Below are 12,074 nucleotides of genomic sequence, written 5' to 3'. Positions count from 1 at the left end.
CCGCCCATGGCTCCGGCGGGCAAGGGGCTGCATCAACTCTCCCTGTTACTGAACCCGCCATCTGGTAACTGCTCTTGAGGAGGAGCCATGTCCCAGCCCGATCTGGACGCATGGCGCACACAGGTCCGGCAGTGGCTGACCACCGTGCTCGAACCGGCCCGGGAAACCGAGGCCACCGGTGACCTCGCCGTCTTCCACAACCTCCCCGAGGACGAGGAACGCCTGCTGCTGGAACGCTGCCGCGTCTACCAGCGCGCCCGCTTCGACGCCGGGTACCAGGCACTGACGCTCCCCGGGGACAAGGGCGGCGCGGGCCTGACCGCCGCCCACGTGGCGGCCTTCGCCCAGGAGGAGTCGGCCTTCGACGTGCCGCCCTCCACCGAGCTGATCAGCGTCACCGTGCGCCTGGTCGGGATGTCGGTCTCCCTGTTCGGGACGACCGAGCAACGCGACGAGTACGCACGGGCGTTTCTGCGTACGGACCTGCTGGCCTGCCAGCTCTTCAGCGAGCCCGGTGCCGGATCCGACCTCGCCGCGGTGCGTACGCGCGCCCGGCGGGACGGCGAGGAGTGGGTCATCGACGGTCAGAAGGTGTGGACCTCGGGAGCCCAGTTCGCCGACTTCGGGCTACTGCTCGCCCGCACCGATCCGGACGTCGTGAAGCAGGCCGGCATCACCGCGTTCCTGGTCCCGATGGACGCGCCCGGCGTGGAGGTGCGCCCCATCCGTCAGATGAGCGGCGGTGCCTCGTTCAACGAGGTCTTCCTCAGCGGCGTACGCGTTCCGGACCGGCTGCGGATCGGGCGCCCGGGGCAGGGCTGGGAGGTCGCCACCACCACTCTCGCCTTCGAACGGACCGCCTCCGGCAGCGGCAACCGGCGCAAGGGCGGCACCTTCCCGGACGTGCTCGCCCTCGCGCGCTCGCTCGACCGCACGGGAGATCCGCTGGTTCGCCAGCAGCTCGCCGACCTGTATGTGCGTACCGCACTCCGTGCCGCCACCGTGGACCGCGTCGCCAGGGCGAGTGCCGCCGGTGACAAGCCGGGCCCGGAGGCGTCCCTGACCAAACTCATGGCCTCCGACCTGCTGAGTCGCACCGGGCAGGTCGCCGCCGAGCTGATGGGCGCCCGGATCAGCGCCGACACCGGGGAACCGGGCACGTTCGCCTGGACCCAGCACCTGCTCGGCGCCCCCGGCTACCGCCTGGCCGGTGGCACCGACCAGATCCAGCGCAACCTCATCGGCGAGCGCGTACTGAAACTGCCGCCGGAACCGCGGGTGGACCGGGTGCCGTTCTCGCAGCTTCCCGGCAACTGACACACCGGCCGCTACGGCCATCACGTCATCACGTCATCACGTCATCACAAAGGAGTGACCTCAATGGATCTGGGACTGACAGGTGCGAAGGCACTGGTGACCGGCGCCAGCCGCGGCATCGGGCGGGCGACCGCGGGGACCCTGGCCGCCGAGGGCTGCGCGCTGGCGCTGTGCGCCCGGGGCGAGGAGGCCCTGGCAAAGGCGGCCGCCGAGTTGCGCGGCGAGGGGGCGACGGTGTTCGCCGAGCCGGTCGACGTCACCGACCCGGCCGCGCTCGCGGGCTTCGTGGAGCGGGCGGCCGGCGAACTGGGCGGCCTGGACCTGCTGGTGTCCAACGTGTCGGCCGGCAACGTCAAGGGCCCCGAGTCGTGGGAGGCCAGCCTGCGAGGTGACCTGGTCCCGTTCGCCGGACTCGTCGAGGCGGCAATGCCCTACCTGGAGGTCTCCGACCGGGCCGCCGTGGTCGCCATCGGCACCACCAACGCCTCCGACACCGCCCGCCCGGCCGGAGCCAACTCCTACTCCGCCATGAAGGCCGCGGTCGTCCAGCACGCTTCCGCCCTGGCGCACGCCCTCGCTCCGAAGGGCATCCGCGTCAACACGGTCTCCCCCGGCCCGATCGACTTCCCCGGCGGCGCCTGGGAGACCATCCGCACCAGCCGTCCGGAGGTCTACGAGGAGGTGCTCACCAAGCTGCCCATCGGCCGCTACGGCACAGCCGAGGACGTGGCCGCGGCGGTGGCGTTCCTGCTCGGGCGGACCGGCTCCTTCTGCGTCGGCGTCAACCTCGTGGTGGACGGCGGGCTGCTGACCCGCGTCCAGTACTGAGCCGTGGCGGGCCCGGCCGGCCGCCTGGACGCCGTACTGGTCTGCGGCGGCAAATGGCACGACTTCGACTATGCGCGGCTGCGGCTGCTGGACCTGCTCGGCGAGCATCCCCAGGTGCGTACGACGGTCCACCAGGACTACGACTGCGTGGCCGAGCTGGAGAAGGCCGACCTGCTGGTCACGTACACCTGTGACGTGCGGCCCCGCGCGGCCGAGCGGGCCGCGCTGGCCCGGTTCGTCGAGCGGGGCGGGCGCTGGCTCGCCCTGCACGGCACCAACGCGGTCATCGAGGCGCCGGCCCCCGGCGGGCCGCGGGTGTTCACCACCCCGCGCCTCCTCGGGGAGCTCGCCGAGGTGCTGGGCAGCCAGTTTGTCGCCCACCCGCCGATCGAGCCGTACGAGGTCCAGGTCACCCGGCCCGGCCACCCGCTGGTCGCCGGGATCGAGCCGTTCACGGTCACCGACGAGCTGTACGTCTGCGAACTGCACGGGGAGCTGGAGGTGCTGCTGCACGCCGAGTACACGGGGCCATGCCGAGGTTTCGCCGAGGGCGACACGGCGGCGATCGACGACGCGCCGCGGCCTGTGCTGTATCTGAAGCGGCACGGCTTCGGGGAGGTGTGCTGCTTCACCCTTGGGCACTGCCGGGGGCGGTATGACGTGCAGGACCTCGGTGTGGATGACACCGGGCGGGTGGACCGGGGGCCTTGGGAGACGCCGGAGTTCGTGACGGTGTTGCGGCGGTGTGTGGAGAGGGTGGTTTCGCCCCCGCCGCCCCTACCCGTCCCGTCCCTGGGGGCGGCCGCCCCCAGACCCCCGCTTTCGGCCTGAACGGCCTCGTCCTCAAGCTCCCCCAGCTACCGCTGGGAGGTGCCCCCAGACGGGCTGATTGATGCGGGCCCGGGCTGCAAAGTTCCGCCTGGGCAGCGGAACTTCAGCTGCAGAAATCAGCCCAGGTCCGCGCAAAATCAGCCCCTCCGGCGATTGAGGAGCGGGGGTTCGGGGGCCGGCCCCCGAAACGGGGTCCGGGGCGGAGCCCCAGAAGGATGGGACGGGTAGGGGCGGCGGGGGCGAAACCCACCCCACGTCCGCCCCACCTCACCCGTGCGGCAGCACCACCGCACGGCCGTTGATATCCCCGGCATGCAAGCGCTCGTACGCCGACAGGGCCTCCTCGATCGAGAACGTCTCGACGTGGGAGGAGACGAGCCCCTGCCGCGCGAGCCCGACAACGTCGACGAGCTCCACCCGGCTCCCCCAGTAGGGCGCCGACGCGGACACCCCGAACGGCAGCCCCCCACCGAAGCCGACCGCCAGAGTCCCACCCCCGATGCCGACGACGGTCACATCACCCGCCACCGCCACCGACGCGGCGGCGACCGCCAAGGTCGCCTCGGCGCCCACGAAGTCCAGCACGACCTCCGCCCCGGTGCCGCCGGTCAGCTCCCGTACCCGTGTCGCCGCCTCACCGTCGGAGAGCAGCGTCTCGTGGGCGCCCACCGTGCGCGCCAGCTCCAGCTTCTCCTTGCTCACATCGAGAGCGACCACCCGTGCCGACGTCAGCGCGCGCAGCAGCTGCACGGCGAGATGGCCCAGCCCTCCGACACCGATCACCACCGCCGTACTGCCGGGCACCAGCTTCGGCAGCGCCTGCCTGATCGCGTGATACGGCGTCAGCCCGGCGTCGGTGAGCGGTGCCGCCTGCACCGGGTCCAGTCCGTCCAACGGCACCAGGTGGCGGGGCGAGTCCACGACCATGTACTCGGCGAGGGCGCCGGGAGAGCCAAGACCAGGCGGCATGATGCCGAGCCCGGGGGCGTGCGGGCAGTAGTTCTCCCTGCCCTCGGCGCAGGTGCGGCAGCGGCCGCAGCCCCATGGCCCGTACACCGCCACCTCGTCGCCCTCCGCGACCTCGGTGACACCGCTGCCCAGAGCGGCGACGGTGCCGACGCCCTCGTGGCCGAGCGTCATCGGCAGCGGGTAAGGAAAGATTTCCTCGGGCCAGCTCATGACCGCCAGGTCGGAATGGCACAGCCCTGCCGCCGTCACCTTCAACAGCACCTGGCCGGGGCCTGGTTCGGGCACCGGAACCTCGACCACCTCGGGCCCGGCACCCACCGTCCGGTACTGAACCGCTTTCATCATCAGACCTCCTTGTCAGGACTGGCTACAGGCTCGGCGGGCGACGGCTTCCGGCGGCGCAGAACCGCCGGTAGCGCGATCCGGCCGCCCGTGAGGACCAGCGCGACGATGAGGACCGAGCCGGTGAACAGGCTCGTGGCCCACTGCGCGCTGGTGGCGAGGCCGAGCCCGGTGATTCCGGTGCCGAGCAGGAGTACGGCGATCACTGTGCCCCAGGCGTTGAAGCGCCCCGCACGCAGCTGGGTCGCTCCGACGAAGGCCGCCGCGTAGGCCGACAGCAGGTACGGCGTGCCGGCGGTCGGCGATCCGGATCCGACGGAGGACGCGAACACGACCCCGGCGAAGCCGGAGAGCAGCGCGGACGTCACCAGGGTCATGAAGCGCAGCCGGCCGGTGCGCACTCCTTGCAGACGTGCCGCGTTCTCGTTGAAGCCGGTCGCGTACAGCCGGCGGCCGGTGGCGGTGTGTTCCAGCAGGAACCAGATGGCCATCGCAGCGAGGAGCAGATACAGCACGGGCAGCGTGATGCCGCCGGCGTCCAGCTGGGCGATGCTCGAGAACGGCTTGGCCAGCAGTTGGAGGCCGGTGATCGAGCTGTCGTTGGTCACCATGGTGATCAGGGACTGGATCAGCGCGCCGGTGGCCAGCGTGGCGATGAACGAGTCGACCCGCAGCACCACCACCACGATTCCGTTGACCACCCCGACCAGCAGGGCGGCCGTCATCGCCAGGGTGATCGCGGTGCCGGGGCCGAGGCCCGCGGAGACCAGGAAATGGGCGGTCAGCACACTGGTCAGCGACATGGTGAAGGCGACGGAGAGGTCGAAGACGCGTGCGGCCAGTGGAGCGACGACGCTGAGCGCCACCAGTCCGGCCACGGAGTTGCCGTTCAGTACCTGCTTGACCGTGGTGGCGGTCGGGAACGTCTCCGGCGCCCACACGGAGAAGACCACGGCGATGAGCAGCCACACGTAGACGGCGCCGATGTTCCGGAACGACAGGGCGGCCGCCGCCCGCCGGCCCAGCGCGACGGGCGTCCCCGCGATGAACGCCGCGGGGGCGTCCGGGTCGGTGACCGGCCGGTGTTCCGCCGCCCGGGTCGGGGTGGATGTCATGTCACTCGGTTCCTTCTCACTCGGTTCCTTCCATGGCGTGCACGAGCGCGGGCTCGGTGACGTCCCGGCCGCTGATCTCCCGCACGATGCGGCCGTCCCGTACCACCAGGACGCGGGTGCACAGCGTGAGCAGGTCCTCCGTGTCGGACGAGGACACGATCACCCCCATGCCGTCGCCCGCCTGACGTTCGATCAGCTCGTACAGCTGCTGCCGGGTCGCGACGTCGACGCCCGCCGTCGGTTCGCACAGCACCAGCACCGGCGGGCGCTGGGCCAGACAGCGGGCCATGACGACCTTCTGCTGGTTGCCGCCGCTGAGCGTGGTGATCGGGGCCCCGCGTCCGGCCGTACGCACGTCCACGCGCCGGATCCATTCCTCGACGAGGGCGCCCTCCCGCCCCCGGTGCAGTCGGCCCAGGCGGGCGCGGAGCCGGTCGAGCAGGGGGAGGGTCAGGTTCTCCGCGACCGAGAAGTCGCCGACCACCCCTTCGGTCGCCCGGTCGGCGGGCACCAGGGGGATGCCGAGTCCGCCGGCGTCCCGCGCGTCGACCCACCGTGGGGAGCGTTCCGGTATCCGCACCCGGCCGCGCACCGGTCCGGTCCAGGCCCCGCACACCGCGTACGGCACTGCCTCGTGGCCGGAGCCGACCAGGCCCGTGATGCCCAGCCGCTCGCCCCTGGCCAGGTCGAAGCCGACGCCGCGCAGCGGGCCGACCCACAGATCTCTGACCTCCAGCGCGGCCTCGCCCCTCTCGCCGAACCTGCCGGTCCCGCCGACGGCGCCGGAGGGCGGCTGCGGCCGGTGGTCATTCTCGACCTCCTGACCGGCCATCAGCTCCGCCAGTGACCGGGGAGTGAGCTCAGCGACCCGGCGGGTGGCGATCCGGCGTCCGCCGCGGATCACGGTGACCCGGTCGGCGAGCGCGAAGATCTCGTCCGTGCGGTGCGAGACGTACAGCACGCCGGCACCCGCGTCGCGGATCTCCCGCACGATCTGGAAGAGGCGGGCCACCTCGCCCGGCGGCAGCACGGCGGTCGGCTCGTCGAGTACCAGCACGCCGCGCCGGCCCTCCCAGCCCTGCAGCGCGGCGGCGATGGCCACCACCGCGCGCTGGACGGGGGTGGCCGTGGCCAGCGGCCGGCGTACGTCGATGCCGAGGCCGAACCGCTCGACCAGTGCGGTCGTCCGCCGTTCCATCTCCGGCCAGCGGATGTTGCCGAACGCCGTACGGGCGAAGCCGCGGCTGAGCGCGAGATTGTCCGTGGCGCTCAGCTCCTCCACCAGTCCCAGTTCCTGGTGGACGAATCGGAGCCGGTCGTGCCGCGAACCGGTGACATGGCCCAGCTCGAACGGCTCGCCGTCGAGTGCGGCGACCGCTCCGGGCTCGGCGTGGTGATATCCGGCGAGGATCTTGATGAGGGTGGATTTGCCGGAACCGTTGGGCCCGATCAGCGCGTGGATCTCGCCGTGGGCGATCTCGAGGTCCACGTCCTTCAGCGCCTGGGTTCCGCCGAATCGCTTCGACAGCCCCTCCACCCGTAGGACCGGGCGGTCCACCTCCGCCGTCCCGGCGTGCCGCCCGTGCGACGTCTGCGTCGAGGTGTCAGCGTTCACCGCTCCTCCATCCGTGGATGCCGCCGCCGGCACGGCGCCGGCGGCGGGCCGTGCCGGTCAACTCAGGCCCCAGAGCGCCTTGAACTGCTGCTTGTAGTCCTCGACGAGCGGGAAGTCGCCGTCGGCGGACGGCAGGTTCTCCTTGGTGATCAGCATGTTGGGCAGATCCGCGTTCTGGTCCACCTTCATGGACTGGCCGGTGAAGTGGCGGGCCAGCGCGTCGACCTGGATCCAGGCGGTCTCGTACGTGTTCAGGGCCATGGCGGCGTCGGTGAGACCGCCCTCGATGTACTGGTAGCTCTGTGCGTCGCCGACGTTGACGATGATGCGCTTGCTGTTGATTCCGGCGGTCTTCAGCGCGGCCGGGACGCCCACGTTGAGCAGACCCAGTGAGAAGACGACGTGGGTCACCTTCGGGTGCGAGCGGAGGTACGACACCACCCGGTCCGGCATGTCCTTGCCGATCGCAGTGATCGGCACGTCGACGGTGTCCAGCCCGCAGCCCTCGCACCACTCGCGGTACTTCGTCTCGAACCCGTCCCTGACGGGCTTGAGGATCGTGTACGCGGGCAGGTCGAAGTAGACGGTGTCGGCCTTCGCGCCGCTGTTCGACACGACCCACGAGGCGATCATCGTGCCCTGGACGTCTACGTCCGCCGGCCCGTTCTTCAGCAGGGAGATGCCGTCGCCCACCACGTCGTCGGCGTTCGACTGGAAGACAGGGATGCCGGCCTTCTTCAGTTGCGCCAGCTGCTTGGCGTACACCGCGCGCGGGAACCCGGAGGCGACGACGGCGTCCGGCTTGTCACGCAGCGCTTGTTCGTAGGCGGCCTGCACGGACTCCGGAGTGCCCTGGGTGGGGATCTGCTTGACCTCCCAGCCGAGCTCCTTCGCTCCGGCGGTGAAGTAGTCGGCCAGGTCCTTGCAGGACTGGACGCCACACAGGATGAAATCGATCTTCTTGCCCTTGGGGATCTCCTTGCCCACCGGCTCGGTGACGGGGATCTTGGCCGGGCGCTGGGTGTACTGCTCCATGGCCTTCGAGGCCGCGGTCAGGCCGGGGGAGTCGGACGCCGCCTCCGGCTTCGATTCGGCGGCCGGAGTGGCACCGCCGCCGCACGCGGAGAGCGTCAGCAGTGCGGTGACGGGGACGATCGCGGTGAGGGCGCGGCGAACCGCGCTACGGGGTCTGGAACTCATCGTTGAGTACTCCCACGCATGAAGGGTCGAGAAGGCTGCGTGAACCGCCGTCGTGGGGTACGGCGCGGGCCGCCGGCGTGACCGCGCGGCACTGCGGCCAGGGCGGCGCAACTCCGCTCAGGCCAAGAAACTTATGAGGCACTACAGCCTCAAGTGCGTCGGAGTGTGACACGCCCCGGCAGCCTTGGGGAGAGGTTCGTCACCACAAATTCAAGCCAGTACGGGACTTTTCCTCGACAACCTCGGCCGATGCGGGATCCGGACAGCGTCGCGAGTGTTGCTCCCGGCCGCACCTGCTAACTACACTCACTCTAAAGTTTCTGCCAGAGGAGAGATGATGGACGAAACGTCGGAGTCGGTCACCGCGCGGTGCCCCGGGCCCAGCGTCCAGGACTACCTCGACCAGGACAGCCGCCCCGTTCCCGCCGCCCTGAGGCATGACAGGAACGACTACATCGGCAGCGAGGACATCGACTCCGCTCGCTTCGTCTCCCGCGAATGGGCGGAACGCGAGATGCGGCAGGTGTGGCGGCGCGTGTGGCAGTTCGCCTGCCTGGAGAGCGAGATTCCGGAGGTCGGCGACCACGAGGTCTACGAGATCGGCGACGACTCGCTGATCGTCGTACGGACGGCCCCCGACGAGATCCGCGCGTACGTCAACGTGTGTCTGCACCGTGGCCGCAAGCTGCGCACCAGTGGCGGCAACGTCGGCGAGTTCCGCTGCTCGTTCCACGGTTTCGCCTGGAACCTCGACGGAACCATGCAGACTCCGCCCTGCGCCTGGGACTTCCCACACGTCACCCCGGAGAAGTTCGCACTCCCCGAGGCCCAGGTGGCCACCTGGCGCGGCTTCGTCTTCATCAACATGGACCCGTACGCGGAGTCCTTCGAGAGCTATCGCGGCACCTTCGACGAGTACTACATCTGGCCGCTGGAGGACCGCTACAAGTCGCTGCACATCGCCAAGGTGCTGCCCTGCAACTGGAAGGTCGCCCAGGACGCGTTCATCGAGTCCTTCCATGTGATCGCCACCCACCCGCAGATGCTGCCGTGGCTGGCGGACGCCAACTCGCAGTACGACGTCATGGCGGACCAGCCCAACTGGAACCGCATGATCAACATCCAGGGTGCCCCCAGTCCCCATGTGGCGGACTCCGTCACGGAGGAGGACGTACTGGAGACGTTCTACGACTCGCGTGCGTTCTACGCGGCGGCCCAGGGCCGTGACCTGGTGATGCAGGAGGGGGACGAAATGCCGGCGATCCCGGCCGGCGGCACCGCCCGCCAGGTCCTCGCCGAGCGGATGCGCGCACAACTGGCGGCCACCTCGACCCAGGACTTCTCCCAGACCGCCGACACCGAACTGTTGGACGCCATCAACTACTTGCTGTTCCCCAACTTCAACCCCTGGGGCGGCGCCAAGTCCAACATCATCTACCGGTTCAGGCCCAACGGTCTCGACCCCAACTCCTGCACCGCCGAGATCATCTTCATGTCGGCCCCGAAGAAGCCCGGCGAGATGCCGCCCCCGGCCAAGATTCGCTGGGTGCCGGAGGACATGCTCTTCGCGGACATCCCCGAACTCGGTGTCCTCGGGCCCGTCTTCGACCAGGACTGCGAGAACCTCCCCTACGTCCAGCAGGGACTGAAGGCGATGCGCAAGCCGGGCATCACCCTGGCCAACTACCAGGAGAGCCGCATCCGTCACTTCAACCAGACGCTCGACCGGTGGATGAACACGTGACCCACCGTGTGGCGGGCCATCGTGTGTCGGTCAGGCCCTCCGGCGTCGAACTCGAAGTGCTCGACGGGGAAGACCTGTTCAGCGCCGCCCAGCGGCTCGGATACCGCTGGCCCACCGTCTGCGGCGGCAAGGGCACCTGCCGTACGTGCTTCGTGGCGGTCGAGGAGGGCACCGAGAACTGTTCCCCCGTGGACCCGCTGGAACGCGAGGGCATCGAAGCCCTGCGCAAACCCGTGGACGGCCTGACCCGGCTCGCCTGCCGGCTCCGGGTCGAGGGCCCGGTGACCGTGACCAAGCGCGGCGTGCGCCGCCGAGTGCAGGAGTGAGCCCCATGTCCAAGCAAGTGATCCATCCGCTGACCGGGCATGTGTACCGGCTCACCGAGGACGGTCTGGTCGAGGTGACCGACCCGAAGTCCGGAGCACGGGGCATCTTTGACTTCCAGGCCCGTTGGCAGTCGGGCGAGCTGCGCCATGCCGACCTCCAGATGGCCGGCTGGGTGGGCCGCCTCGCCCAGCGGCGCGTTGCCGAGCAGCCGGAGGAGTGACCCCGTGACACCCCGTACGACCCGGGTGGTCTGTCTCTTGCGCCGGCCCGACGGAGAACCGGTCCCCGGTGACTTCGCCGTCGAGGAGCGCCCGCTGCCGTCCCTCGGCGAGGGACAACTGCTCGTCCGCAACCTGTACATGAGCGTCGACCCGTCCATGCGCGGGCGGCTGGAGAGCACCGAGAAGCACTACACGCACAACTTCACGCCCGGATCGCCACTGGACGGCCGGGCGCTGGGCGTCGTGGAGGAGAGCCGCTGCGCCTCCGTGCCGGCGGGTGCGTATGTGCGCCACCAGCTGGGCTGGCGGGAGCGCGCTGTTGTCGACGCCGCGGACACCGATGGCGCCGGTCGTATCGACCCCGAACTCGCACCGCTGCCCACCTGGTTGGGGCTGCTCGGGCAGACCGGCTTCACCGCGTACGTCGGACTGGCCCGGATCGCCGCGCTGCGGCCCGGCGACGCCATCTTCGTGTCGGCGGCGGCCGGGGCCGTGGGCAGTGCCGCCGGGCAGTTCGCCCGGCTGCTGGGCGCGGAGCGGGTCGTCGGGACCGCCGGAGGGCCGGACAAATGCGCCCTGCTGGTGAAGGAGTTCGGCTACGACGACGCCGCGGACTACCGCGCCGAGCCGGTGCGCGAGGCGCTGGCCCGGATGGCGCCCGACGGCGTCGACGTCTACTTCGACAACGTGGGCGGGGAGCAACTGGCCGCCGCCCTGCACGCGTTGCGGACCGGTGGCCGGGTCGCCCTGTGCGGCATGATGTCGCAGTTCGGCGGGGAGCGGCGGTCCGCCGACACCAGCCAGCGGTCGGCCGACATCAACCAGTTGATCCAGGCGGTGCTCAAGCGGCTGACCCTGCGCGGTTTCATCGTCCGCGACCACGAGGACCTACGGCCGGAGTTCGAGCATCGTGTGGCCGACTGGCTCCGTTCGGGCCGGATCACCGCGCGCGAGACGGTGGTGGACGGCCTGGACAACGCCGCGGGTGCCCTGCTGTCCCTGCTGGGCGGCGGCAACACCGGCAAGATGCTGGTACGGCTGGGCGACGATCCGTACGGCCGCGCGTAGTTCGACGCGTACGACTCGTACGGAGTTCGACGCGTACGTGGTTCAAGGGGGCGCCGGCCGCGACATCCGCGGCTGACGCCCCTCTTCCGTACCCGTACGCCTATCGCATGGAACGTGACGCCCCGATGCTGAAGATCTCCATGGAGACCCCCAACCGGGTCAATCCGGTCACCGCCGCCCGGAAGTCCTTGATGTGCGCGGTGGTGAAGTGTTCGTCGAGGGCCTGCTGGGACACCCACCGCTCGAACACCCGGATCCGGCGGTCGTCCGTGGGGTCCGCGGTCATGGCGTAGTCCAGGCAGCCGGGCTCTTCCTCACGGGTGCGCTTCCCGACTTCGACGAGGTGCCCGAGCATCGTGTCGCGGTCCGCGGGCTCGTAGTCCATCCAGCCGGCGACGATGATTTCCTCTGACACGGTGGTCCTTTCCCCTTCCACGGTCATGGCTCATGACCGTGGGCCCGCCGCCCCTCTGTCAGGAAGGAGCGACGGGCCCATG

General features: G+C 70.3%; 12 protein-coding genes. 7 read left to right on the top strand and 5 right to left on the bottom strand.

All coding sequences use genetic code 11. From position 1 onward, the window contains the following. The first annotated feature begins 87 nt into the window (after positions 1-87). The 3 genes from ABD357_RS14705 (at position 88) to ABD357_RS14695 (ending at position 2,976) form a co-directional block, all read left to right on the top strand. Positions 88-1,317: an acyl-CoA dehydrogenase family protein gene (locus tag ABD357_RS14705; RefSeq protein ID WP_344390374.1), complete on the top strand. Its 1,230-nt coding sequence runs from the start codon at positions 88-90 to the stop codon at positions 1,315-1,317. 63 nt (positions 1,318-1,380) lie between these two features. Then, a complete protein-coding gene (locus ABD357_RS14700; RefSeq protein WP_344390372.1) occupies positions 1,381-2,145 on the top strand; it encodes an SDR family NAD(P)-dependent oxidoreductase in 765 nt (254 codons plus the stop codon). 3 nt (positions 2,146-2,148) lie between these two features. Continuing rightward, complete coding sequence (locus tag ABD357_RS14695) at positions 2,149-2,976, top strand: ThuA domain-containing protein (RefSeq protein ID WP_344390371.1); 828 nt, start codon at positions 2,149-2,151, stop codon at positions 2,974-2,976. 267 nt (positions 2,977-3,243) lie between these two features. On the opposite strand, the gene ABD357_RS14690 is transcribed toward ABD357_RS14695, so the two are convergent. The 4 genes from ABD357_RS14690 to ABD357_RS14675 are packed head-to-tail and all read right to left on the bottom strand — an operon-like array spanning position 3,244 to position 8,217. Beyond that, complete coding sequence (locus ABD357_RS14690; protein ID WP_344390529.1) at positions 3,244-4,287, bottom strand: NAD(P)-dependent alcohol dehydrogenase; 1,044 nt, start codon at positions 4,285-4,287, stop codon at positions 3,244-3,246. 2 nt (positions 4,288-4,289) lie between these two features. Beyond that, entirely contained in the window at positions 4,290-5,402 is a 1,113-nt protein-coding gene (locus ABD357_RS14685; RefSeq protein WP_344390369.1) for an ABC transporter permease, read from the bottom strand. A gap of 16 nt (positions 5,403-5,418) precedes the next feature. Beyond that, a complete protein-coding gene (locus tag ABD357_RS14680) occupies positions 5,419-7,017 on the bottom strand; it encodes a sugar ABC transporter ATP-binding protein (RefSeq protein ID WP_344390367.1) in 1,599 nt (532 codons plus the stop codon). A 57-nt stretch (positions 7,018-7,074) separates the two neighbouring features. Continuing rightward, positions 7,075-8,217: a sugar ABC transporter substrate-binding protein gene (locus ABD357_RS14675; RefSeq protein WP_344390365.1), complete on the bottom strand. Its 1,143-nt coding sequence runs from the start codon at positions 8,215-8,217 to the stop codon at positions 7,075-7,077. 337 nt (positions 8,218-8,554) lie between these two features. On the opposite strand from ABD357_RS14675, the gene ABD357_RS14670 reads away from it, so the two are divergent. The 4 genes from ABD357_RS14670 to ABD357_RS14655 are packed head-to-tail and all read left to right on the top strand — an operon-like array spanning position 8,555 to position 11,577. Next, positions 8,555-9,961 carry an aromatic ring-hydroxylating oxygenase subunit alpha gene (locus ABD357_RS14670; protein WP_344390364.1) on the top strand — a complete coding sequence of 469 codons (1,407 nt, stop codon included), beginning with the start codon at positions 8,555-8,557 and terminating at the stop codon, positions 9,959-9,961. Beyond that, a complete protein-coding gene (locus ABD357_RS14665; RefSeq protein WP_344390362.1) occupies positions 9,946-10,287 on the top strand; it encodes a 2Fe-2S iron-sulfur cluster-binding protein in 342 nt (113 codons plus the stop codon). The genes ABD357_RS14670 and ABD357_RS14665 overlap by 16 nt, the downstream gene beginning before the upstream one ends. Positions 10,288-10,292: 5 nt before the next feature. Then, positions 10,293-10,508, top strand: coding sequence for a transposase (locus ABD357_RS14660; protein ID WP_344390360.1), 216 nt, complete (start codon positions 10,293-10,295; stop codon positions 10,506-10,508). 4 nt (positions 10,509-10,512) lie between these two features. Then, on the top strand, positions 10,513-11,577 hold the full coding sequence (locus tag ABD357_RS14655) for an NADP-dependent oxidoreductase (RefSeq protein WP_344390358.1): 1,065 nt from the start codon (positions 10,513-10,515) through the stop codon (positions 11,575-11,577). A gap of 100 nt (positions 11,578-11,677) precedes the next feature. Here ABD357_RS14655 and ABD357_RS14650 read toward each other — a convergent pair whose 3' ends face one another. After that, positions 11,678-11,992: a putative quinol monooxygenase gene (locus ABD357_RS14650; RefSeq protein WP_344390357.1), complete on the bottom strand. Its 315-nt coding sequence runs from the start codon at positions 11,990-11,992 to the stop codon at positions 11,678-11,680. Positions 11,993-12,074 lie beyond the last annotated feature (82 nt).

Source organism: Streptomyces vastus (assembly GCF_039532825.1).
GTDB classification, from domain to species: Bacteria; Actinomycetota; Actinomycetes; order Streptomycetales; family Streptomycetaceae; genus Streptomyces; species Streptomyces vastus.
Note: the sequence above shows the minus strand (reverse complement) of the source record. Positions and strands in the feature narration are given on the sequence as shown.